This is a genomic window from Aquabacter albus (genome assembly GCF_040049275.1).
Lineage (GTDB): Bacteria > Pseudomonadota > Alphaproteobacteria > Rhizobiales > Xanthobacteraceae > Aquabacter.
Map to the genome: position 1 here is coordinate 207,787 of NZ_JBDZDT010000006.1, position 24,074 is coordinate 231,860.

At 66.7% G+C, this 24,074-nt stretch carries 19 protein-coding genes and 1 pseudogene; 14 read left to right on the forward strand and 6 right to left on the reverse strand.

The window, feature by feature from the left end:
• The first annotated feature begins 18 nt into the window (after nucleotides 1-18).
• The 3 genes from ABLE91_RS16600 to ABLE91_RS16610 are packed head-to-tail and all read left to right on the forward strand — an operon-like array spanning nucleotide 19 to nucleotide 4,043.
• Entirely contained in the window at nucleotides 19-1,971 is a 1,953-nt protein-coding gene (locus ABLE91_RS16600) for an amidohydrolase (protein ID WP_510181960.1), read from the forward strand.
• Nucleotides 1,971-2,399 (forward strand): DoxX family protein, encoded by a 429-nt coding sequence (locus ABLE91_RS16605; protein WP_510181961.1) that lies wholly within the window; start codon nucleotides 1,971-1,973, stop codon nucleotides 2,397-2,399. The genes ABLE91_RS16600 and ABLE91_RS16605 overlap by 1 nt, the downstream gene beginning before the upstream one ends.
• Before the next feature lie 15 nt (nucleotides 2,400-2,414).
• Nucleotides 2,415-4,043, forward strand: a complete 1,629-nt coding sequence (locus ABLE91_RS16610; protein ID WP_348932428.1) for an MFS transporter — start codon at nucleotides 2,415-2,417, stop codon at nucleotides 4,041-4,043.
• Nucleotides 4,044-4,064: 21 nt separating this feature from the next.
• On the opposite strand, the pseudogene ABLE91_RS16615 reads toward ABLE91_RS16610, so the two are convergent.
• Nucleotides 4,065-4,406: pseudogene (locus ABLE91_RS16615) on the reverse strand (thioredoxin domain-containing protein); the annotation flags it as partial.
• Nucleotides 4,407-4,705: 299 nt separating this feature from the next.
• Here ABLE91_RS16615 and ABLE91_RS16620 point away from each other — a divergent pair.
• From ABLE91_RS16620 to ald, 9 genes are all read left to right on the forward strand, one after another.
• On the forward strand, nucleotides 4,706-5,983 hold the full coding sequence (locus ABLE91_RS16620; RefSeq protein ID WP_348932430.1) for a PQQ-dependent sugar dehydrogenase: 1,278 nt from the start codon (nucleotides 4,706-4,708) through the stop codon (nucleotides 5,981-5,983).
• A 137-nt stretch (nucleotides 5,984-6,120) separates the two neighbouring features.
• On the forward strand, nucleotides 6,121-6,429 hold the full coding sequence (locus tag ABLE91_RS16625) for a c-type cytochrome (protein WP_348932432.1): 309 nt from the start codon (nucleotides 6,121-6,123) through the stop codon (nucleotides 6,427-6,429).
• A gap of 228 nt (nucleotides 6,430-6,657) precedes the next feature.
• The gene (locus ABLE91_RS16630; protein ID WP_348932434.1) at nucleotides 6,658-7,164 is read left to right on the forward strand and encodes an RNA polymerase sigma factor; all 507 of its coding nucleotides are present in this window, start codon (nucleotides 6,658-6,660) and stop codon (nucleotides 7,162-7,164) included.
• A 59-nt stretch (nucleotides 7,165-7,223) separates the two neighbouring features.
• Nucleotides 7,224-8,174, forward strand: a complete 951-nt coding sequence (locus ABLE91_RS16635; RefSeq protein WP_348932435.1) for a FecR family protein — start codon at nucleotides 7,224-7,226, stop codon at nucleotides 8,172-8,174.
• A 109-nt stretch (nucleotides 8,175-8,283) separates the two neighbouring features.
• Nucleotides 8,284-10,719 (forward strand): TonB-dependent siderophore receptor, encoded by a 2,436-nt coding sequence (locus ABLE91_RS16640; protein WP_348932437.1) that lies wholly within the window; start codon nucleotides 8,284-8,286, stop codon nucleotides 10,717-10,719.
• 50 nt (nucleotides 10,720-10,769) lie between these two features.
• Complete coding sequence (locus ABLE91_RS16645) at nucleotides 10,770-11,657, forward strand: ABC transporter substrate-binding protein (RefSeq protein ID WP_348932438.1); 888 nt, start codon at nucleotides 10,770-10,772, stop codon at nucleotides 11,655-11,657.
• Nucleotides 11,650-13,632 (forward strand): Fe(3+)-hydroxamate ABC transporter permease FhuB, encoded by a 1,983-nt coding sequence (gene fhuB, locus ABLE91_RS16650; RefSeq protein ID WP_348932440.1) that lies wholly within the window; start codon nucleotides 11,650-11,652, stop codon nucleotides 13,630-13,632. Before ABLE91_RS16645 ends, fhuB begins: the two co-directional genes overlap by 8 nt.
• Before the next feature lie 164 nt (nucleotides 13,633-13,796).
• Nucleotides 13,797-15,122, forward strand: coding sequence for an omega-aminotransferase AptA (gene aptA, locus ABLE91_RS16655; RefSeq protein WP_348932442.1), 1,326 nt, complete (start codon nucleotides 13,797-13,799; stop codon nucleotides 15,120-15,122).
• A 224-nt stretch (nucleotides 15,123-15,346) separates the two neighbouring features.
• Complete coding sequence (ald, locus tag ABLE91_RS16660; protein ID WP_348932444.1) at nucleotides 15,347-16,453, forward strand: alanine dehydrogenase; 1,107 nt, start codon at nucleotides 15,347-15,349, stop codon at nucleotides 16,451-16,453.
• A 55-nt stretch (nucleotides 16,454-16,508) separates the two neighbouring features.
• On the opposite strand, the gene ABLE91_RS16665 is transcribed toward ald, so the two are convergent.
• The 5 genes from ABLE91_RS16665 to ABLE91_RS16685 all read right to left on the reverse strand — a co-directional run bounded on the left by ABLE91_RS16665 (nucleotide 16,509) and on the right by ABLE91_RS16685 (nucleotide 21,859).
• Complete coding sequence (locus tag ABLE91_RS16665; protein WP_348932446.1) at nucleotides 16,509-17,819, reverse strand: amidohydrolase family protein; 1,311 nt, start codon at nucleotides 17,817-17,819, stop codon at nucleotides 16,509-16,511.
• Between the two features lie 67 nt (nucleotides 17,820-17,886).
• The gene (locus tag ABLE91_RS16670) at nucleotides 17,887-18,684 is read right to left on the reverse strand and encodes an ABC transporter permease (protein WP_348932447.1); all 798 of its coding nucleotides are present in this window, start codon (nucleotides 18,682-18,684) and stop codon (nucleotides 17,887-17,889) included.
• Nucleotides 18,684-19,598: an ABC transporter permease gene (locus ABLE91_RS16675; RefSeq protein WP_348932449.1), complete on the reverse strand. Its 915-nt coding sequence runs from the start codon at nucleotides 19,596-19,598 to the stop codon at nucleotides 18,684-18,686. Before ABLE91_RS16675 ends, ABLE91_RS16670 begins: the two co-directional genes overlap by 1 nt.
• The gene (locus ABLE91_RS16680) at nucleotides 19,585-20,700 is read right to left on the reverse strand and encodes an ABC transporter substrate-binding protein (protein WP_348932450.1); all 1,116 of its coding nucleotides are present in this window, start codon (nucleotides 20,698-20,700) and stop codon (nucleotides 19,585-19,587) included. Before ABLE91_RS16680 ends, ABLE91_RS16675 begins: the two co-directional genes overlap by 14 nt.
• Before the next feature lie 37 nt (nucleotides 20,701-20,737).
• Nucleotides 20,738-21,859, reverse strand: coding sequence for an ABC transporter ATP-binding protein (locus ABLE91_RS16685; RefSeq protein WP_348932452.1), 1,122 nt, complete (start codon nucleotides 21,857-21,859; stop codon nucleotides 20,738-20,740).
• A 247-nt stretch (nucleotides 21,860-22,106) separates the two neighbouring features.
• On the opposite strand from ABLE91_RS16685, the gene ABLE91_RS16690 reads away from it, so the two are divergent.
• Nucleotides 22,107-22,655 carry a cupin domain-containing protein gene (locus ABLE91_RS16690; protein ID WP_348932454.1) on the forward strand — a complete coding sequence of 183 codons (549 nt, stop codon included), beginning with the start codon at nucleotides 22,107-22,109 and terminating at the stop codon, nucleotides 22,653-22,655.
• A gap of 281 nt (nucleotides 22,656-22,936) precedes the next feature.
• A complete protein-coding gene (locus tag ABLE91_RS16695; protein ID WP_348932456.1) occupies nucleotides 22,937-24,070 on the forward strand; it encodes an LVIVD repeat-containing protein in 1,134 nt (377 codons plus the stop codon).
• Nucleotides 24,071-24,074: the final 4 nt, after the last annotated feature.

The window sequence follows — 24,074 nt, forward strand, 5'->3', positions numbered from 1 at the left end:
GCGCCGCAGGAGGACAGCATGCCGAACCGTCGCGATGTCATTGTCGGCCTTGGCGCATTCGCCGCCACCGGGGCCGGGCTCTCCGATACAGGGGCTCAGACCATGAACCAGCCTGCCGATCTCATCCTTTACAACGGCAAGGTCACGACGCTGGACCGGTCCAACCCGCAAAGCGAGGCGGTGGCGATGCGCGACGGGCGCATCCTCCTCGCCGGCACCAATGCCGAGGCCATGGCGCTCGCCGGGCCGGACACGAAGAAGGTGGATGCCGGCGGGCGCCGGGTCATCCCCGGCCTCATCGACAGCCACATGCACATCATCCGCGGCGGTCTCAATTATAATATGGAGCTGCGCTGGGACGGCGTGCGCTCGCTCTCCGATGCCATGGCGATGCTGAAGGCGCAGGTGGCCCGCACCCCCGCCCCGCAATGGGTGCGCGTGGTGGGCGGCTTCACCGAGTTGCAGTTCGCCGAGAAGCGCCTGCCGACCATCGAGGAGCTGAACGCCGTCGCCCCGGACACGCCGGTCTTCATCCTGCACCTCTATGACCGCGCGCTGCTGAACGGCGCCGCGCTCCGGGCGGTGGGCTACACCAAGGATACCCCGAACCCGCCCGGCGGTGAGATCGTGCGCGATGCCGCCGGCAATCCCACCGGCCTGCTGCTGGCCAAGCCCAACGCCACCGTCCTCTATGCGACGCTGGCAAAGGGGCCGAAGCTGCCGCCGGAATACCAGAAGAACTCCACCCGCCATTTCATGCGCGAGGTGAACCGGCTCGGCGTCACCAGCATCATCGATGCCGGCGGGGGCTTCCAGAACTATCCCGAGGACTATTCGATCATCGAGGAGCTGCATCGGGACGGCGAGCTCACCGTGCGCGTCGCCTACAACCTCTTCACCCAGAAGCCGAAGCAGGAACTGGCCGATTTCACCTCATGGTCGAAGCAGGTGAAGCCGGGACAGGGCGACGACCTCTACCGCAACAATGGCGCCGGCGAGATGCTGGTCTACAGCGCCGCCGACTTCGAGGATTTCCGCGTCGAGCGCCCCGACATGCCGCCCAGCATGGAGGGCGACCTTGAGCCGGTGATCCGCCTTCTGGCGGAGAACCGCTGGCCCTGGCGCCTGCACGCCACCTATAACGAGACCATCACCCGCGCCCTCGACGTGTTCGAGAAGGTGAACCAGGACATCCCGCTGAAGGGCCTCAACTGGTTCTTCGACCATGCGGAGACCATCACCGACCGCAATATCGAGCGCATCGCCGCGCTCGGCGGCGGCATCGCCGTGCAGCACCGCATGATGTTCCAGGGCGAATATTTCGCCGAGCGCTACGGCGCCAAGGCGGCGGAGCGCTCGCCGCCGGTACGCCGCATGCTGGAGATGGGCGTGCCCGTGGGCGCCGGCACCGATGCGACCCGCGTCGCCTCCTACAATCCCTGGGTCTCGCTCTCCTGGCTGGTCACCGGCCAGACCCTGGGCGGCATGACCATCTATCCCCCCTCCAACCGGCTGGACCGCGAGACCGCGCTCCGGCTCTGGACCGAGGCCAACACCTGGTTCTCCACCGAGCCGGGCAAGAAGGGGCAGGTGAAGGCCGGGCAGCTCGCCGACCTCGTGGTGCTCTCGGACGATTATTTCTCCGTGCCGGACGGCGCGATCCAGGACATCACCTCGGTGCTGACCCTCCTCGGCGGCAAGCCGGTTCATGGCGAAGGCGACTTCAAGCCCCTCGCCCCCGACCTGCCGCCCGCCATGCCCGACTGGTCGCCGGTGCGCACCTTCGGCGGCTACCAGAAGCGGGCCGCGGCGAAGGACGGGCGCGCTTACGCGTTCGCCGCCGCCTGCGGCTGCGCCAGTTCCTGCTCGGTGCACGGCCACGCCCATGCGCAGGCCCTTGCCGCCAGCACCCCCGCCGCCGACGACCGCTCCTTCTGGGGCGCCTTCGGCTGCTCCTGCTGGGCGTTCTGATGATGGCGGGCGCCATCGCAAGGCTCGAGGACCTCGTGCGGCAGGTCCTCGCTCTGCCCGCTTTGCGGTGGCTCGCGCTCCTCGGCCTGTGCTCGGCCTATATCCAGGGCGGGCTCAACAAGGCGCTGGATTTCCAGGGCGCGCTGGCGGAGATGGCCCATTTCGGCCTCTCCCCCGCCGGCCCCATGGCGGTGGCCACCATCGCGCTGGAGCTGGGGGCGTCCGCCCTCATCCTCACCGGGATCTTCCGCTGGGCCGGCGCCCTGTCGCTCGCCGGCTTCACCCTCATGGCCACCTTCATCGCCAATCGCTTCTGGGAGATGGTGCCGCCCGAGCGGTTCTTCGCGGCCAATTCCTTCTTCGAGCATCTCGGCCTGGTGGGCGCCTTCATCCTGGTGGCCTGGCATGACCTCACATACCGGAACTGAGCAGAGGCGTCCGGCATGACCCAGACACAGGACGCCAAGGCCCCCTCTCCGGCCCCGCCGCCGGCGGGCGGCAGCTTCGCCCCACTCCATCGCCCGGTCTTCGCCGTGCTCTGGGTGGCGACGGTGCTCGGCAATACCGGCAGCTTCATGCGCGACGTGGCCAGCTCCTGGCTGGTCACCGACCTCTCCGCCTCGCCCGCCGCGGTGGCGGCCATCCAGGCGGCGGGGAGCCTGCCCATCTTCCTCCTCGCCATCCCGGCGGGCGTTCTCTCTGACATCCTCGACCGGCGCCGCTTCCTCATCTTTGTGCAACTGTTCCTGGCGGCGGTCAGCGTGGCGCTGATGGTGCTCTCCGCCTCGGGCCTCATCACGGTCTCAGCGCTCATCGCCCTGACATTCGCGGGTGGCGTGGGCGCGGCGCTCATGGGACCGACATGGCAGTCCATCGTGCCCGAGCTGGTGCCCAAGCACGAGCTGAAGAACGCGGTCGCCCTCAATTCGCTGGGCATCAACATCGCCCGCTCCATCGGCCCGGCCGCGGGCGGCCTCCTGATCGCCGCCTTCGGCGCGGCGATCACCTACGGCATCGACGTGGCGAGCTATGCGGTGGTGATCGCGGCGCTCCTGTGGTGGCGCCGGCCGGCGGATGCGGACGATGCGCTCTCCGAGCATTTCTTCGGCGCCTTCCGGGCCGGGCTGCGCTATGCCCGCGCCAGCCGCGAACTGCACGTGGTGTTGCTGCGCGCCGCCATCTTCTTCGCCTTCGCCTCGGCGCCCTGGGCACTGCTGCCGCTGGTGGCGCGCGACCTCCTTGGGGGCGGTGCCGCCTTCTACGGCCTCCTGCTCGGCTGCGTCGGCGCGGGTGCCATTGCGGGTGCCCTCCTCCTGCCGCGCCTCAGGGCACGGCTCGGGACCGACGGGCTGATGCTGACGGCGGCAATCGTGACGGCGGGCGCCGTCGCGCTCCTCGCGCTCGCCCCGCCGCAGGGCGCCGCCATCCCCATCCTCTTCGCCATGGGCATGGCCTGGATCATCGCGCTCACGACGCTGAACGCCACCGCCCAGTCCATCCTGCCCAATTGGGTGCGCGGGCGAGCGCTCGCCATCTATCTCACCGTGTTCAACGGCGCCATGGCGGCCGGCAGCCTCGGCTGGGGCCTGGTGGCCCAGGAGATCGGCCTCGCCGCGACGCTGGCGGCCTCCGGCGCCGGCCTCGTTTTGTCCGGCCTCCTGCTCCATCGCATCAAGCTGCCGGTGGGCGAAGCGGACCTCGCCCCTTCCAATCACTGGCCCGAGCCGCTGACGGCGGAGCCGGTGGACAATGACCGGGGTCCGGTGCTGATCCTCATCGAATACGAGATCGACCCGGCCGACCGCGCGGCCTTCCTTGCCACGCTCGGCCGCCTCTCCTTCGCGCGACGGCGCGATGGCGCCTATGGCTGGGGCGTCACCGAGGACGCTGCCGACCCCAGGCGCATCGTCGAATGGTTCATGGTGGAATCCTGGGCCGAGCACTTGCGCCAGCACCGCCGCGTGTCCCATGCGGATGCCGACCTCCAGCATGAGCTGGTCCACTTCCACAGCGGTGAGGAACCTCCCCTGGTCCGCCACTACCTTGCCCTGGAGGCGAGACCGAAGGCGTGATGGGGAGACTCATCGCGCCGCGTCGAACCGATCAACCAGCCGAAGCACGCCCGCCATAGGGATGTTTGCGACAGAAAAGGTCCCGGCCAGCCATTCGCGGCCCGGCAGTGCGGATCGGCCGGCAACAGCGCCGAACTCCGTGCGCCCAGATGCAGCAGGATCGCCCCGCTCTCGAAGATCGGGAAGTCAGCCACGGCGCTTGCCCGAAGGACTGATGCGCAAAGTGCTCTGCCGTCCGCTCGCGGAAGGGCGTGCTTTCGACAGGCCGGTTTCTTCCAGCGCCCAGCGCACGCGCAGGTCGCGTACTTAGCTGCGCGGTATTTCGGAAGCCCAGTCGAAGGTGGTGAGCACCAAATCGGCCATTCGCGATCTCCATTCGGCGTAGTCCCCGAACCAAGGACGCACCGGCGGTGCCTTAGCCGACAGTAATTGTTGGCGGACCTCGCCTTTTGGGCGAATCCGTTGAAACACCCTCTGCTAAAATTACCACTCACCCGGAGGCCCAGGCTGCGTGTTCACGCAATCAGTGCCTGCATCGCCGGGAAGCTATGATGCACAAGATCGGGCGGCCGCGACAATCGATCCGCCGAACAACGTTTCGGCTCAGCTTGACGGATCGCAGGCCTGTTCAGGGGAGGCTGACTAACCCGGAGGAGACATCGATGACTCGACGTATTCGCTTCGTGTTGCCTTGTTCGCTACTGGCCTCATTCGTCCTGTCCGGGTCGGTGGCGGCCCAAAGTCCAAGCGGCGTTCCCGGCCTCACCAGCACCGCCGTGATGACCGGACGTGAATTCACCTGGGACATGGCCTTCCTGCCCGACGGCACGATGTTCTTCACCGAGAAGTGCAACGGGCTCTCGGTCCGGCTGCCGTCCGGCACTGTCAACGCTTTGCTCGGCATGAAGGACTCCAAGGGCTATCCTGAGACCGCGTCCGACCTCTTCTGCAGCGGCCAGGCCGGCATGAACGGCGTGGCTGTGGACCCCGACTTCGCCACCAACCGCTTCATCTACGTCTACTCGACGTCGAACATGACCGCGCCGGGAACCAATCGGGTGCTGCGGCTGACGGTCAGTCCCGATCTGACCAAGGTCTCGAACCGGCAGGATATCGTCACCGATATCGCCTACAAGCCGAAGCCCAGCAACCATCCCTTCGGCGATCCCGGCGCGCACAATGGCGGGCGCCTGCGCTTCGGTCCCGCAGACGGCTTCCTGTATGTGACGACAGGCGACACCCATAATGGCGAGGTGCCGCAAAGCCCAACCCGCATCGGTGGAAAGGTGCTCCGCGTCGACCGGGACGGCAAGGCCGCAGCCGGCAACAACCCGCCCCAGGGCTTCGATGCGCGCGTCTTCACCTATGGACATCGCAACCCGCAGGGCATCTGTTTCCGCCCCGGCACCAACCAGCCCTACACGGCGGAGAATGGCCCCTGGCATACCGACGAGGTGACACTGCTCACCGCCGGCGGCAATGGCGGGTGGGATCCACGCCCGAACGTCGGCGGGCGCGGCGACTGTCCGGACTCCTATTGCGGATACTCGCCGAACCAGATGGGCGAGATGGATCCCAAGCAGCGCTCCGCCTACATGCCGATGACCGACACCAAGACCTATCCCAACGCCATGAAGCCGGCCTGGAACAACGAGCAGCTTTCGCAGGGCATGTCCTCGTGCGTGTTCCTAAGCGGCCCGCAATGGAAGGACTGGAACGGCAGGATGGTCGTGACCTTCATGGGGATCGGCATCCACGGGACACCGGTCGGCAACCGCCTCGACGTGCTCAACATCGCGCCTGACGGCTCCTCCGCCACACGCACCACGGTGTCCCTGCCGATGCCGGCCGGACGCTTCCGCTCCGCCGTGCAGGCACCGGACGGCAACATGTACGTGGCCACCGACCAGGGCGACATCTACCAGCTCAAGCCCAACTGAGCTTGAGAAGCAGCCGCGTCTGCCGCAGCGCCGACGCGGCTGCCCTTTCCTCTGCGGGCCGAGCCTGACCGCGTCCCTCGACTTTCCGCGATCAGCATTCGGCCGACCCCGATCGCGCATGATGGGAGTCCTGCTCGATGGTTGAGTTTCGCCAGCTTGCTGTAGCGACCTTCGCCGCGCTTCTGACCTCGTCGGCCTTCGCGAGCGCCGACCTGGCCAAGAGCAAGAACTGCGTGGCCTGCCATTCTGTCGAACGGAAGATGATCGGTCCGCCCTACAAGGCCGTCGCCGAGCGCTATGCCAAGGACGAATCCGCGATCAAGCTCTTGAGCGAAAAGATCGTGAAGGGCGGCGGGGGCAATTGGGGGCAGTTGGCGATGCCGCCTCAACCCAGCGTTTCGCCGGAAGAGGCCGAAAGCCTGGCGAAGTGGATTCTGTCCCAATAGATCTTAAGTCCGGCCAGCGGCGACGGCACAGCAGTTCCTGCGTCGTTTCGAGGATCGCCCCGGATCACGGGGTCAGCAAGGCCTGCGCTTCCAACTCAACATTGGAACTCCTTTAAACTATTGTATTTGCACTGGAAAATTGATTTGGCTATGGCTTGAAGGTGAGGCTTCGCCGCGCCGCGGCATTTGCCTTGAACGTGACGATCGAAAGCCTTTGGGCAACTTTTCATGACCGGTGCATTGCTGAACATGTTGCACGCGACGGAAGAGGGGCGCCTCCGCCGCTTCTTCCAGCGCCGGCTGCGAAACCGCGAGGACGCTGCCGACGCAACGCAGGAGACTTTCCTGCGGATGCTGAGCCTGCCTCAGAAGACGGTGATCGAGAACCCTCAGGCCTATCTCTTCCAGGTTGCGAAATCGGTTGCCAGTTCCGTTTCCATGCGCCGGGCGGCAGATGCAGCCCTGTTCCTCCCGGAGGAGGCCGGAGAGCATGCGGCGGACGATGCACCAGGCCAGGAGCGCGTGGTGCTGGGGCGCCAGGGCCTGCTTCTCATGGCCCAGGCCATCGCCCAATTGCCGAACCGCTGCCAGGAAGTGTTCATCCTGAGCCGCCTGCACGGCATGGCGAACGGCGAGATCGCCGATCGTCTCGGCATCTCACGCAACATGGTCGAGAAGCACATCATCCGCGCGCTGCTGGCGTGCCGCAAAGTGCGAGCCGAGATTTTTTTCTGACCTGATCCGGCCTTGACCGGATATGCCTATGCTCGCCGCTGCGCGCGCAGGAAGCTGAGATGGCAGGCACATCGCCAGATATCAATGAGGATCGCATCGCCGAGGAAGCGGCGGGATGGGTTGCGCGCTTGCAGTCCAGCGATGCCACAGAGAGAGACCGGCGGGATTTCCTGGCCTGGATGAATCTCAGCCCTGCCAACCGGGCCGCCTATGACGAGCTGAAGGGCCTGTGGTCCGAGCTCAAGGATGTGCCGCTTGAGCCGAAAGCCAAAAAGGCCGGCCTGTCACGCCGGACTGCGATCGGCAACGTCATCGCGATTGGCTTCATCGCGCTGCTTGCCACCCTGGCCTACCAGATGGGCTTCGTGGATCGCCTCAGGGCCGATCACTACACTTCTGTCGGCCAGGTCAGCCGCTTCACCCTTGAGGACGGCACGTGGGTCGATCTCAACACCGATAGCGCCATCGCCGTGCGCTACAGCGCGGCGGAGCGGCGCATCGAGCTGCTGCGGGGCGAGGCGTTCTTCGACGTGGCGAAGAATCCGAACCGCCCCTTCGTGGTCGAGGATGGCACGCTCAGCGCCACCGCTCTCGGAACACGGTTCGCCGTCCGTGTCGCCTCCGGCACCCTTCCTGGAGATGTCCAGGTCGAGGAAGGCCGCGTGGAGGTCGCCCATCTCGGCGAGCGTGTCATCCTTGGGGCGGGCGATGTGGCACGCGTCACCTCAAAGGGAAGCCTCTCGGTGAGCCGCACCGATGTGCCCAACGAGACAGCGTGGCGTGACGGCAAGCTGGTCTTCTCCGGCCAGCCGCTGAAGGAGGTGCTGGCGACGCTCGGCCGCTATCGCCATGGGCAGATCGTTATCCTCGACGAGGCCGCGGCAAACCGGAAGGTGTCGGGCATCTTCGATCTTGCCGATACCGACCAGGCGCTCGCCGTGCTGGAGCAGAACCTGCCGGTGACCATCACCCACCTCACCGGAATGATGGTGCTGGTCTCCTCCCGCTGACGCCGCCGGACTTTTTTTCATCGGCGACGTCAGGAGGCGCCGCTCTTTCCGCTCTATCCCATCAGGAGGGTGCGTGCGCGGCCTCCGGCGGGCAGGGATGGAGGCCGAGATGGCAGTTGGAAGACGCGGACGCACCGGGTTGTCGGGGGCTGCGCTGGCGGGTCTGTCGCTCTTGTCTTCCACCACGCTCGTCCTGGCGCAGGCCGCGCCCCAGGTGCCGGCGGCAGCAACCAGCGCCAGTCTTTCGGTGCCGGCGGGTCCGCTGGAGAACGGCATTCTGAGCCTCGGGCGGCAGGCCAATCTCCGGCTGCTCTATCCGAGCACTCTCACGGCCGGAAAGCAGACCCAGGGCGTCAGCGGCCGCATGTCCGCCCAGGATGCGGTCACAAGACTGCTGGACGGAACCGGCTTGAGCTTCAATTTCACGGCGGCAAATACCGTGCGCATCTTCGATCCGAAGGCGCCCCCCTTGGATGGCCGCGCCGCGAGCGCCAACGAAGGTCTCGTGCTCGACACCATCGACGTCGACGGAGGGTTCCTTCCCCCGCCCTATGCAGGCGGACAGGTGGCGGTGGGCGACAATCTCGGCATCCTGGGCAACCGCAACTTCATGGACGCCCCGTTCAACGTCATCACCTACACGTCCAAAACCATTGCCGACCAGCAGGCGCGAAGCGTTGCGGACGTGACGAAGAACGATCCCTCCGTCCGCACCACCTGGGCCGACGGCAGCTATTCCAACCAGTTCATCATCCGCGGCTTCCCGGTCGCCAATACCGACATCGCCATCAACGGGCTCTATGGCCTCGTCCCCTATCAGATGGCCGGGACGGCCTGGGTGGAGCGGGTCGAGATTCTCAAGGGGCCGAGCGCGTTCCTGATGGGCATGCCCCCCCAGGGCAGCGTTGGGGGAACCATCAACCTCACCACCAAGCATGCCACTCCCGACGACATCACGCGGCTGACCCTCGGCTATGTCTCGGAAGGCCAGTTCGGCGGCAAGGTGGATCTGTCCCGCCGCTATGGCGACCAGAAGGAGTTCGGCGTCCGCGTCAACGGTGCCTACAGCAACGGCGACGCGCCGGTGTCCGGCCAGACCAACGAACTGGGCGAAGCCGCGCTCGCCCTCGACTATCACAGCGAGCGCGTCCGCATGTCGGCGGACGTGATCTACCAGAAGAACTACGCGGACAACCCGTCCCGCCCGGTCTATCTGCGGGCGGGCGCCGTGCCGGTTCCCGCCGCGCCGAGCGCTTCAGCCAATCTCGGCCAAAGCTATTACTATGCGGATGGCACCGACTTTCTCGGCATTGCCCGCGCCGAGGTGGACATCACCGACAACATCACCCTCTACGCCACGCTGGGTGGACGGCAGAACAACTTCCTCGGGCTCTATAATTTCATCTATCTGACGAACCCGTTGGGCGCCTTCGACGCCAACGTCTATCTCCAGCCGAGCTACAATTCCACGCTGACGGGCGAGACGGGCGTGCGCGCGAACTTCCAGACCGGGGAGCTCCGGCACGAACTCGTCGTCAGCTATTCCGGGCTGGCCAGCGAGCTGGGCGTGATCGCGCCCGTGGTGGGCACCTACAAGGGGAACATCTACGCGCCCGCGCCGGTGGCCCCGCCCAACCTCGCGGGACGGGCGACCTCCGCCCCGAAGACCAGCACGGCGACCCTGTCGAGCCTCGCCGTCGCCGACAGCGTCTATGCCTTCCAGGACAAGCTCCAGCTCATCCTCGGTGCGCGCTACCAGAATGTTCAGCAGCAGGGCTGGAACGCCACCACGGGGCTCCAGACCTCGAGCTATGATGAGAGCGCGGTGACCCCGGCGGTGGGCATCGTGGTGAAGCCATGGGACCACGTCTCGCTCTACGCCAATTACGTGGAGGGCCTGAGCCAGGGGCCGGTCGCGCCCGCCGGCTCCGCCAATGTCGGCGAGGTGTTCGCGCCCATCACGTCCAAGCAGTACGAGGCCGGCGTGAAGGTCGATTTCGGCACCGTGGCAGCAACGCTGAGCGCGTTCCAGATCGAGCAGCCGAACGGCATCCTGAGCCAGTCCACCAACCTCTACGGCGTCGACGGCGAGGTGCAGAACCGCGGCATCGAGCTGAATGTCTTCGGCGCGCTGACCGAGCAGTTCCGCGTGCTCGGCGGCGTCGCCTTCATGAACGGGGTGCAGACCCAGACCGCCAACAATGCCTATAACGGCTATGCGGCGGTGGGCATTCCCGACGTGCAGCTCAACATGGGCGCCGAATGGGACACGCCGTTCCTGAAGGGCCTCACCCTGACCGGCCGCTTCATCTACACCTCCTCGCAATATGCGAGCGTGGACAACACCCAGAGCATTCCCGACTGGACCCGCACCGATGTCGGCGCGCGCTATGTGATCGAGCGGGACAACGGCAAGCCCATCACCATCCGGGCCAACGTGGAGAACCTGTTCAACGAAAGCTACTGGGCCGCGGCCTCCTCCAGCTTCGGCCTCGCCCGCGGTGCACCGCGCACATACCTGTTGTCCACCACCTTCGATTTCTAGGGCATGGAAACGGCGCGCGGCCCGGCCGCATGCAACCGGATGGTCAGCACGTGCTGACCCGCAGGGCCTGCCTCTCGGGCCTTGCCGCCGGGGCGTTCTGCGCGCGGTTCGCCGCCGCTCGCGGCGCCACGCCCGCGCGCATCGTCGCGGCCGATTGGGCGGCCGCCGAGAGCCTGCTGGCACTGGGCGTGGTGCCCCTGGCGGTTTCCGACACCACGACCTTTCGGGAATGGTTGCCGGAGATCGCGCTTCCGCCAAGCGTCCTGGACCTCGGGTCGCGGGCAGAGCCCAATCTCGAGCTGCTGACGGAACTCCGCCCCGACCTCATCCTGGTCTCCAACTGGCAGGCCAACCTCCTCGGCCTGTTCCGCGCTGTCGCGCCCGCGGAGACGGTGTCCATCATCATGCCCCGCACCGACCCCATGGAGAATGCGCGCGCGGCGTTGCGCGCCATCGCGGATCGGATAGGGCGCCAAGGGGAAGCCACGACTTATCTCGCTGCTTTCGAGGCCGCGCTTCGCATGGCTGGGGAGGATGGTCACCTGTCACGCACACGGCCGGTCTATATCGGCGTGCTGCACGAAAACGGCACGCAGATATTCCTCTACGGGCCGGGGAGCTGGGTTCAGTCGTTGATGAACCGGCTCGGCCTGCGGAACGCGTTGACGTCGCCCACCTCCGCCTTCGGAAATGCCCTGGTGGACCTTGCGCAGCTCGCCGCCACGCCCGATGCGGCCCTGCTCTATCTGGACCAGGGAGAACGGACACGGCGTGCCGAGCTGGCGCTTCGCAATAGTACGCTGTGGCAAGCCCTGCCGATGGTGGCGCAAAAGCGGGTTCGCGCCATTCCGCCCTTCTATGCCCTCGGCGGCATCCCTTCGATCTGGCGGTGTGCGCGTCTGTTGAGCAATGCGCTTTCGGACCGATCGGATGGCTAGCGCGGCGGCCCTGAACCCGCTTTCCCCTCCCCGCATGCTTGCGGCCGTCATCGCGGCACTCTTGCTTGCCGCAACGATGTTGAGCCTCTCTGGCATGCTGGCTGTCCTGCCCGCGAGCGAATGGTGGCGTGCGCTCATTTCACCCGGCACCGACGTTGCAGCGCTGGTGTTCTCGGAAATGGTGGTGCCGCGCATCGTGGTCTGCTGGCTTGTGGGTGCCGGTCTCGGGCTCGCCGCCGTCCTCCTTCAGCATGTGCTCCAAAATCCCCTGGCCGACACGACGACGCTTGGCGTCTCCTCCGGAGCCTACCTCGCGCTCGCCGCCTGCTCGGTTTTCGCGCCTGGCCTGCTTGGATACGGCCAGGAATGGATTGCTCTGGCGGGAGCGGCCGGGGCGGCAGCCATCATCATGGCCGTCTCGGCGCGAATGGGGTTCTCCCCGACCAGCGTCATCCTCACGGGGCTCGCCATCACCCTGCTGTGCGGTTCGGCGGGGGCGGCGCTGGCCATCCTCAACCACGAAATCCTCAGCGGGCTATTCGTCTGGCAAAGCGGATCCCTGGTCCAGAACGGCTGGGGCAATGCCGCCTATCTCCTGCCTCGCATGGGGCTCTGCATCGCCGTCATCCTGCTCATGAGGCGTTCCCTCTCGACGCTTGAACTGGGGGATGCGCAAGCCCGCAGCCTTGGCGCGCCGGTCAATCTTCTCAGGGGCGGCGCGATGGCGATTGCGGTCGCTCTCGGCGCCTTCTGTGTGAGCGCTGTTGGCGTCATAGGCTTCGTCGGTCTGGCGGCGGCGAATCTGGCGCGGCTCATGGGCGCGCGCACGTTGGATCAGCGTCTTGTCTGGGCGCCGGTCGTCGGCGCGCTCCTCCTGTGGACGACGGACGGGCTGGTGCAGCATGTGAGCCTGTTCCGCAGCCAATTGCCGACCGGAAGTGCGACGGCCCTCCTGGGCGCACCACTGCTGCTCTGGCTTCTCGCACGCCGGCGCGTGCTCGGTCCGGTCACGGTCGCGCCGAACGATATGGTTCTGCGCCTCCCAAATCCGCGCGGGATGATTTTCCCGTTCGTTGTCGTCCTCTGCGTCTTCCTTCTGCTGGCCCTCATGTGGGGGCGCGGTGTGGGTGGATGGCAATGGGCATCGCCGGACATTCTCGCGTTGCGCGCACCACGCGTCGCCGCCGCCGGCGCGGCTGGGGCGTTACTGGCGGTCGCCGGCCTCTTGTTGCAGCGAATGACGGCCAATCCCATGGCCAGTCCGGAACTGCTAGGCATATCGTCGGGTGCAGCGCTCGGTGTCATCCTGCTGTTCTTTGCGGCTCCAGCCTTCACGCAAGGCGCAATGACCGCCTCGGCCGTGGCGGGCGCCGCTGCCGCTCTCGCGGCCATCCTGGCATTCAACGGGCGGTCGGCCGCGCCGGGGCGCCTTTTGCTGGCGGGGATGGCTCTCGCCACGGTTTTCAGCGCCTTCGCTGCAACGCTCTTGACGAGCGGCGACCCGCGCGCCGCCGTGCTGCTGGCGTGGATGTCCGGCTCCACCTATCGCGTGACCGGCACCGACGCCATCGTTGGCCTTGCCTCGGCCGCGCTTGTGCTCGCGGCCGCGCCATTCACCGCACGCTGGCTCGACATTCTGCCATTGGGAACCGCAGCCTCGCAGGCTGTGGGCATGCCGATCACCCGCGCTCGGCTGATCCTGCTCCTTATCATTGCCTTCGCCACCGCGGTGGCAACGCTCATCATCGGTCCGCTCAGCTTCGTCGGCCTGATCGCACCCCACATGGTCCGCAGCCTCGGCGTCACGCGCCCCCTTCCCCAGCTTTTTGCCGGAGCAATCGTGGGAGCATGCCTCCTGGTGGCGGCCGACTGGTTTGGCCGCACGCTCATCTTTCCGTGGCAGATACCGGCGGGCATCGTCTCAGCCTTGATCGGCGGCCCGATCTTCCTCTGGCTCATGGGGAGGCGCGGATGAGCCAAACGAGCCCCATTGGGTCGCCGTCGGTGTTTGGGTTGTTCACTATCGCATAACACCGCCGGCCCGCATGTGCGATTTCAATGCTATACAAAACACAAACAAACGGGCTTGCGAGGAAGTTGATACCGTGTGCTGTTTAGAACAACACGGAGAAATCAACCATGAACGCTCGCGTTGCGGCAAACGCGCCGGACCTGTCTTCTTACTGGATGCCCTTTACGGCGAATCGGCAGTTCAAGGCGGCGCCGCGACTTCTTTCCTCCGCGCGCGGCATGCACTATACGAGCGTCGATGGACGCACGATCATTGACGGGACCGCCGGCCTCTGGTGCGTAAATGCCGGCCATGGGCGCGAGGCGATCGCCCGCGCCGTGGAACGGCAGGTAATGGCGCTCGACTACGCCCCCTCGTTCCAGATGGGCCATCCCATCGCGTTCGAATTCGCCGAACGGCTGGCCGCGATCGCCCCGAAGGGGCTGGATCGCGTGTTCTACACCGGCTCGGGATCGGAATCCGTCGACACTGCCCTCAAGATCGCCATCGCCTACCAGCGGTCCATCGGCCAGGGCACGCGCACGCGCCTGATCGGCCGGGAGCGCGGCTATCACGGGGTGGGCTTCGGCGGCATTTCGGTGGGCGGCATCGTCGGCAACCGGCGCGTGTTCCCGCAATTGCCGGGCAGCGACCATCTGCGCCACACCCACGATCCCGCGCGCAACGCTTTCAGCTATGGATTGCCCAAGCACGGGGCGGAGCTGGCCGACGACCTGGAGCGCCTGGTCGCGCTGCACGGGGCCGAGACCATCGCCGCGGTGATCGTGGAGCCGCTTGCGGGCTCCACCGGCGTGCTGCTGCCGCCGGAAGGCTATCTGCAGCGGCTGCGCGAGATCTGCGACCGGCATGGCATCCTGCTGATCTTCGATGAGGTCATCACCGGCTTCGGCCGCCTCGGCACGCCGTTCGCGGCGGATTATTTCGGCGTGACGCCGGACCTGATGACGACGGCGAAAGGGCTCACCAACGGCGTCGTCCCCATGGGCGCCGTGTTCGCCAGCCGCAAAGTCCACGACGCGCTGATGGAGGGGCCGGAGAGCCAGATCGAGCTGTTCCACGGCTACACCTATTCAGGGCACCCCGTCGCCTGTGCCGCCGGCCTCGCGACCCTGGACATCTACGAGGCGGAGGGCCTGCTGACCCGGGCCGCCGGGCTGACCGGACACTGGCAGGCGGCGGTCCACGGCCTGAAGGGCGTGCCGCACGTCACGGACATCCGCGCGCTGGGCCTTGTGGCCGGGATCGAGTTGGAGTCCAGGGCCGGTGCTCCGGGGGCGCGGGCCTACGACGTGTTCGTCGATTGCTTCGAGCGCGGCCTCCTGATCCGGGTGACGGGAGACATCATCGCCCTGTCGCCGCCGCTGATCGTCACCGAGGACGAGGTCGACGAAATGGTCTCGATCCTCGCCGATGCCCTGCGCAGGGTTTCGTGACGCGCGCACGCTTCAGGAAGAAGTGAACGCGGCGGCCATCATTCCACACCGCATCGGCAGACCAGAATCCCGTTGCTGAGAAGCGCGGCGATGCCGCCCGCAGGCATCCGCGGGACCCGCGCTCCCGATGCCGGCCGTGATGCCTGGCGTCCCGTGAGCCGGACCGTTTCAGCCTCGCCCCACCATTGACGGGCCGAGGACCAACGAAGACCGAGGAAAGCAAGATGCTGGTGGGTGTTCCCAAAGAGGTAAAGACGCACGAATACCGGGTCGGCCTCACGCCGGCCGCCGTGCGCGAATACGTGGCCGCCGGCCATGGCGTCGTCGTCGAGGCCGGCGCGGGCGCGGGCATCGGCGCCTCGGACGCGGTCTATCGCAAAGCCGGCGCCCGGGTGGCGGACACGGCGGAGCAGGTGTTCGCCGAGGCCGACATGATCGTGAAGGTGAAGGAGCCCCAGCCGGCCGAGTGGCGCCGCCTGCGCGAGGGGCAAATCCTGTTCACCTATCTTCATCTTGCGCCCGATCCCGAGCAGGCGAAGGGCTTGCTGGAGTCCGGCGTCACTGCGGTCGCCTACGAGACCGTCACCGACGCCCAGGGCGGCCTCCCCCTCCTCGCCCCCATGAGCGAGGTGGCCGGGCGGCTGTCCGTGGAAGCGGCCGGCAGCGCGCTGAAGCGCCATTCCGGCGGCCGGGGCATACTGATCGGCGGCGTGCCGGGCGTGAAGCCGGCAAAGATCGTGGTGCTCGGGGGTGGCGTCGTCGGTACACATGCCGCACGCATGGCGGTGGGCCTCGGCGCCGACGTCACCATCCTCGACCGCTCGCTGCCGCGCCTGAGGCAATTGGATGAGCTGTTCGAAGGCCGGGCCCGCACCCGCTTCTCCACCATCGACACCATCGAGGACGAGGTGTTCGCCGCGGATGTGGTGATCGGCGCGGTGCTGGTGCCGGGGGCGAGCGCCCCGAAGCTGGTGACCCGCAGGATGCTCGGCTCCATGCAGCCCCGGGCGGTGCTGGTGGACGTGGCCATCGACCAGGGCGGGTGCTTCGAGACCTCCCACGCGACGACCCACGCCGATCCCACCTATGAGTGCGAGGGGATCATCCACTATTGCGTCGCGAACATGCCCGGGGCGGTGCCGGTGACGTCGAGCCAAGCGCTGAACAACGCCACCCTGCCCTTCGGGCTCGCCCTGGCCGACAAGGGCCTCGCGGCAGCCATCGAGAACCCGCATCTGCGGGACGGCCTCAACATCCACCGGGGCCAGGTGACCAACAAAGCGGTGGCCGACAGCCTCGGCCTCGCCTACGCCCCGGCGGTCGCGGCCTGAGGTGCAGGGGCGCGCGGACCGCGTGCCCCTGCCCGGCCAATCCCCTGCCGGATGATCAACCGAAGATCCGCTTGCGGGATTCGGCGATCAGCGCCTTGGCGCGCTTGGGGTCGAAGTCCTTCAGCACGCCGGCCGACATGCGCACCTTGCCGTCCACGATCACCGTGTCGATGTCGCGCGGGCTGGTCTGGAGCATCACGTGGGCGCATGGGTCGTCGATGATGGAATCGCCGAACGGCCCCTTGTTCACCAGGAGGATGTCGGCCCGCTTGCCGGGGGTCAGCGAGCCGATCCGGTCGTCCATGCCGAGCACGCGAGCGGTGGTGATGGTCGCGATCTCCAGCAGCGTGCGCGGCTTCAGAAGCGGCATGTCGGGGCCCACCGCGGGACGGCGGGTGGAGACCGTGTTGAAGCTACGCTCCATGGCGCCGTCCAGGAAGCTCTGGACATTGTGGATGATGCGCAGCTGGCCCATCGTGTCCGACGCGATGGTGCAGGGAATGTCGCAGCCGAACACCACGTCGATCCCGCGCAGCTTGGCGCGGCGCACCACGTCCACCGGCGTGCCCTGCACATCCGCGGTGGGCGTGAAGCAGATGGGTGCGCCCGCCGCCGCCATGTGGCCAAGCTCTTCATTGGTGGTCATGTTGGCGTGGATGACCATGAGATCCGGCCCGAGCAGGCCCATGCGGTGAAGCTCGCCCACCGGCCCGGCGGTGTGGATGTGGATGGCGCTGTTGGCCTTGAGCCGGCGCGCGAATTCGAGCTGGCCCGCAATCTCCTGCGAGCCCGGCGAATCCACGCCGAAATTCAGCGTGGTGATGCTGTCGGGATCGTGGAAGGTGTCGTAGATGCGCTGCGCGTCGGCGAAGCGCTCCTCGCGGGTCGCGAAGTCGGATGGCCGCGACTTCATGAAGGAATAGGTGAAGACGTGGCGGATGCCGCTCTCGCGCAATCCCTTGATGGAGGCGTCGGCGAAGCCCGGCCCGCCCACATTGTGGCAATAGTCCACCACGGTGGTGGTGCCGTAGGACAGCATCTCGAAACCACCCACATAGGTGGCGTTGTAATTGTCCTCGGCCGCGAACTTCTGGCGCAGCGGCAGCAGGTGGGTGAAGTACTGGCCCGGCCACAGATCCGGCACGTAGCCGCGCAGCACGGTCTGCCACAGGCAGTTGTGCGCGTCGATGATCCCCGGCAGGGCGATCTTGTCGGCACCGTCGATGATCTGCGCATCGCCGGCGTCGAGCGCGGGCGCGATGGCCGAGATCGCGCCGTCCTCCACCAGGATGTCCGCGCGGGCCATGTCGCCCAGTGCCGGGTCCATGGTCACTATCTGAGCGCCCTTCACCAGAAGCCTTGCCATTTCTCTTTCTCCCTGCGGGTCACGCTGACTGTCGGTCGCGCTGTCTTCGGATCTCACGGTCTCGGGATCACGCCGTCTGCGTCTGTTCGGCGCGCGAGCGCAGCACGAGATTGAGCAGCAGCAGCGCCAGCGTGAGGAGGCCGAGCAGCACGGCCACGCAGGCGATGATGGGGGTGAGGTCGTCCTCGAGGCTCATCCACATCTTCTTCGGCAGCGTATCGAGGCCGCGGGAGGTGATGAACAGGACGATGATCAATTCGTCGAACGAATGCACGAAGGCGAACAGGGCGCCCGAGAGGATGCCGGGCATGACCACCGGCACGAGGACCCATGTCAGGGTCTGGCGCACCGAGGCCCCGAGGTTCTGCGCTGCCATCTCCAGCCGGGGGTCCACGTGGGACAGGGCGGCCGAGACGGTGATGAAAACATATGGCAGCGAGGTGATGGTGTGCGCCAGCACGACGCCGAAATAGCTGTTGGAGATGCCGAGATCGACCCAGCTTCGGTAGAAGGCGAGCCCGAGCACGACGGTCGGGATGATCAGCGGCAGCAGCATGATCGACTGGACCCACCGCGCGCGCCCCGGCGGCAGGCGCCAGGTGCCGAAGGCGCAGAGCGAGCCCAGCAGCACCGCGCAGATGGTGGAGGCGATCGCGATGATGGCGCTGCGCCCGAGCGCCAGCATCCAGTCGTGATCGTGCAGCAGGTCCTCGTAATGGGTGAGCGACAGCGCGTGCTGCGGCAGCGACAGGTAGGTCCGGTCGGTGAAGGAGACCGGGATGACGATGAGGAACGGAAGGAAGATGAAGCCCACCATGATCCAGGCGGACAGGCGGACGGGCCATGCGAGGGACTGGGCGGGCATCAGTGGGTCCTGCCGACGACGTTGCGCAGGTTGATGAAGCGCGCGGCGATGGCGAGCGTCGCGAACACGCTGAACAGGAGCGTCGTCGCCAGCATGGCGGCATACCCCCAGCGCAGGGTCACCTCGAACTGGGTGCGGATATATTCCGCGATCATGATCACGCGCCCGCCGCCGAGGATGGTGGGGGTGATGAAGAAGCCGAGCGAGAACACGAAGACGAGGACGGTCGCCGCCGCAAGGCCCGGCCCCGACAGGGGAAGGAACACCCACAGGAAGGCGCGCACCGGGCCGCAACCGAGCCCGCGGGCGGCGGAGGTCAGCTTCTGGTCGATCCCCGACAGCGCCGAATAGAGCGGCAGGATGGCGAGCGGCAGCATGACGTGGACCATGCCGAGCAGCACGCCGAACGTGTTGCGCACCAACTGGAGAGGCTGGTCGACGACGCCCCACATGATCAGCACCTGGTTCACCGGCCCGTCGCGGCTGAGCAGCACGATCCAGGCGAAACTGCGCGCCAGGACGGATAGCCAGAAGGTGAGCAGGATGAAGAAGAACATCAGCCGCACCTCGCGGCCGCTCACATGCACCATGGCGTAGGAGACGAGATAGCCGAGCACCACCGTGATGAGCGTGGAGACGATGCTCAGCGTCACCGTGGTGCCGACGATGCGCATCAAGGTCGCGTTGGAGACGAGCTGGGAATAGTTGCCGAGGCCCGGCGCCGGGTCGGTGACGCTGAGCCACAGGACCCGGCAGACCGGAACCAGGCAGAACAGGATCACCAGCAGCACCGCCGGCAGGACGAGCACCAATGCCGGCGAGGACCGCCACGCCCGTCTCACCCGCGCCAGCACCGGCACGCCCCCGACAGTGGATGCGCCCTCAAGGGTCGACGTGCCCTCAGGAGATGGCATCGAGCCACAGGTCCTGGACGCGGTTGATGTTCTCTCCCCAGTATATCGGGTCGGCCATGGCCTGGAGCTTCATGTTCGCCGGGTCGCTGGGGTTCAGCGCCTTCATGTCCGCCGGGATCAGCGCCGAGGTCGCGGGATTGGCCGGACCGTTGAACATGTTGAGGAAGACCTTGAGCTGGGCCTGCGGGTCCTGGGCCGAGGCGATGAACTTGTTGGCGTTCGCAAGGCCCGCCGGATTGCCCTTCGGGATGCACCAGCCACCCACCACGAAGACGCCCTGGTTGAAGGTGAGGTCGATGGCGCCCTTGGATTCGTCGCGCAGGATGGTGGCGCGGGACTGCCAGATGTTCCCCATGGAGACCTCGCGGTCCCGGAAATACTGCTGGGACTGGGCGCCGGTCTCCCACCAGACGATCTCGCTCTTGATCTCCTTGATCTTGCTCAGCGCGAGATCGACGTTCAGCGGGTAAAGCTTGTCGGGCTCGACGCCCGCCGCCAGCAAGGCCGCCTCCATCTGGCCGAGGGGCGACTTGAACATGGTGCGCTTGCCGGGGAAGCGCTTCAGGTCCCAGAAGTCCTTCCAGGTGGTGGGCGCCTGCGGCAGCAGCGCCTTGTTATAAGCGATGATGAAGGAGAAGGTGTAGGCCGCGCAGCCATACTGCCAGGTGCAGCCGGGCAGGATCTTGTTCTTGTCGACGATGGAATAGTCGATCTCCGACAGGTACTTGCCGCCGAGCTGGACGCCGATGGAAGGGGCGAAGTCGCACACATCCCAGACCACCTGGCCGGCATCCACCATGGCGCGGATCTTGGCCGGCGAGGCGCCCGTGCCGTCGATCACCAGCTTGAGGCCGGTCGCCTTCTCGCAGCCGGGGCCGTAGGCCTCCTTGTAGGTCTTCGCGGCCACGCCGCCGAAATTCACCACCACCAGTTCGCCGGAGGCCGCCTCGGCGGGGCCGCCGAGGCCCGACACCACGGGGACGAGCCCCATCATCGCGGCGCCCTTGAGGAAGGTGCGCCGGTCCAGCGCGCCGCTCTTCACGCGCTCCTGCGCGATCTCGAGGATGTCGCGGATGTATGCGGCGTGGATCTGGTCGGTCATCTTGTTATCCCTCTGGAGAGTATGGTTCACCCGGCCGTCAAGCGTCCGGTTTGATGGCGACGGTGGCATCCTCCCGCCAGGCGAGGCCGATATCGCGGCCCTGGTCCACACGGGCGATGTCCGAGGCCGGCGCGCGGACGATCATCCGGCCGAGCGGCCCCGCATCGGCGATCATCTCGATGGCGCTGCCGAGATAGCTGACATCGAGCACGCGAGCGCGGACCACGTTGTGCCCCGGCATTTCAGGCGCGTCGGCGAGGGCGATCTTCTCGGGCCGGAGCGTCAGCAGCAGGGAGCCCTCCGTGTCACCATCACTGACGCCGCGGTGGCGCACGACCGTGTCACCGCGCCTGCCGACGACCACGTCGCCGTCCCGCCCCGCCCGCTCGAGCTCCAGGAAGTTGCTCTTGCCGAGGAAGCTCGCCACGAAACGCGAGGCCGGGCGTTCGTAGAGATCGACCGGGCTGCCGATCTGCACGATACGCCCCGCGGTGAGCACCGCCACCACGTCCGCCATGGAGAGCGCCTCGTCCTGGTCGTGGGTGACGTAGACGCAGGTGAGGCCGGTGGTCTTCTGCAGGCTTCGGAGCTCGGTCTGCAGCTCGCTGCGCAAGGCGCGGTCGAGAGCGGAGAGCGGCTCGTCGAGCAGCAGCAGATCGGGCTGGAAGGCGATGGCGCGGGCGAGCGCGACGCGCTGCTGCTGGCCGCCGGAGAGCTGGCGCGGATAGTGATCCTCACGGCCGGTCAGGCGGACGAGGTCGATGGCGGCGCCCGCCCGCTTGCGGCGCTCCTGAAGGCCGATCCCCCGGGCGCGCAGGGCGAACGCCACGTTGTCCAGAACAGAGAGGTGGGGGAAGAGCGCGTATCCCTGGAACACCATGCCGAAATTCCGCCGTTCCGGCGGCAGGTGCACCACGTCGGCGCCGTTGACCAGGATCTGCCCGCTGTCCGGCCGCAGGAAGCCGGCGATGCTCATGAGCAGCGAGGTCTTGCCGGATCCCGATGGGCCGAGAAGGGCCTGGAATGCGCCGGGCTCCACGGTGAGGGAGAGATCGTCGAGGGCGAGCAGATCGCCATAGCGCTTGGTGAGGGACTGCACCAGAAGGCGGGTGCTTCGGCCGGGCGCCCTTCCCGCCCCCTCGTCATTCCGTATGGTCATCTGGAGCATGCTGCCGGTGCCTTGACTGGCCGGTTCGCGGCCATGGACGTCCAGCAGCAAGCCAAGTCGTGCGCTCCCACCCCGGCACGAGCATTCATGGTTCATTTTCTCCGTGCTGTTCTAAGCAACACACGGTATCCATTTCTAGACAAGCCCGTTTATAGAGCCTCTATAAGAGGTTGAAATCTCTATATATTTCTGACGCTGTTATTCGATACTGAACAACCTAAACACCAAGGGACGCCGCATGAGCATCGATGTGGGAGGCAGGCTCCGCTATCTGCGCCTGCGCTGCCAGATTTCGCAGCGAGAGCTCGCCAAGCGGGCAAAGGTGACCAATGCGACGATCTCGCTGATCGAATCGAACCAGATGAATCCGTCGGTGGGTGCCCTCAAGCGCATCCTCGACGGGATACCAATCGGCCTTGCCGAATTCTTCGCGCTCGAACCGGAAAAGGAGGGCAAGATCTTCTTCCAGTCCGACGAGCTGGTTGAGATCGGCAAGGGCAAGATCTCCTATCGCCAGATCGGCGAGCACCATTTCGGCCGCTCCCTCCAGATCCTGAAGGAATGCTACCTGCCGGGCTCCGACACCGGCAAGGTGCCGCTCACCCATGAAGGCGAGGAAGGCGGGATCGTTCTGTCCGGGCGGCTCGAAGTCACCGTCGACGACGAGCGCAAGGTTCTCGGCCCGGGCGACGCCTACTATTTCGACAGCCGCCGGCCGCATCGCTTCCGGTGCGTGGGCGCCGTCGCGTGCGAAGTCATAAGCGCCTGCACGCCGCCGACCTTCTGAGGCGCCCCACCTGAGGCATTGTAAAGGCCGGTAGCCAGGAAAGAAGCAAGCATTCGCCGTGCGATCAACTGAAGCCATTCTCACGCGACAGGCGGACGAGCTTCGAAGGACCGTACGTTACGTCAACACGGCTTGTATCCCCGCCATGAGAATTGACGCTCGCGGCAGACCATGTTTGGCTTTGCGTGCCGCGTCGGCGCTGCCCGGCCGGTCCCTCCCCAGGCCCCGCCACCCGCCCCGGCGCAGCCCGGTCACCTGTTGCTGCCAGCCGAGGACGCCGCATGCCCTTGTCGCGGAACACCGAACTCGTTTCCTGGATCGACTGCCCCGGCGGCGGCCAGGTCTGGATCGATGGCCAGACGTTGTACGTCGCCCACATGTCGGCGCCGGCTGGCACGTCCATCTACGACATCGCCGATCCGAAGCATCCGCGCCTGCTTGCCCAGGTGGAGATCCCCGCCGGCTGGCACTCGCACAAGGTGCGGGTCAAGGATGGGCTGATGATCGTCAATCACGAGCGCCAGAAGCCAGACGCGGACATGAGTTTCGGCGGTGGCGTCGGCATCTATGATGTCTCGAACCCGGCCACGCCGAAGCTGATCCATAAATGGCGCACGGGCGGCACCGGGGTGCACCGCTACGATTTCGACGGCCGCTACGCCTATCTCTCGCCGACCGCGGACGGAATGGTCGGCAACTTCGTGCTAATCCTCGACCTCGCCGACCCCGCCCGCCCGGTCGAGACGGGCCGCTGGTGGATCCCCGGCCAGAACGCCGGTGCCGGCGAGACCTACCCCTGGGCTGACGATTATCCCAAGCCGCGCTGTCATCATCCGCTGCGGCAGGGGGACCGGCTCTACGTGTCCTACTGGCACCACGGCTTCTTCATCCTCGACATCGCCGACATGTCCCGGCCGAAGCTGGTTTCCGCCCTCAACACCAGCCCCGCGCATCCCCACCCCACCCACACCTGCCTCGTGCTGCCGGAACCGATCCGCGGCCGGAAGATCATGGTGGCGGCGGATGAGGACGTCTCGAAGCTGCGGCCCTCCCCGCCCGCCTTCGCCTGGGTCTACGACATCACGGATGAAACCCAGCCGTTGCCGATCGCGACCATCGATGTGCCCGGGATCGATCCCGACGGCGCCCCGCAGCCGACCATGACCGGGTGCCATCAACCCTCCGAGGTCTTCACGCAGCCGGTCATCCCCTTCGCTTGGTTCGCACAGGGCCTGCGCCTGATGGATGTGAGCGACCCGTTCCGGCCGCAGGAAATCGGCTTCTACCAGCCCGATCCGCCGCCGGATTGCGAGCGCGCCTCCTCCAACGACGTCACCATGGATGCGCGCGGGCTGATCTACCTGACCGACCGCCAGCGCGGCGTTCATATCATCGAGCACAAGCCAGGGGGCTGAGGGC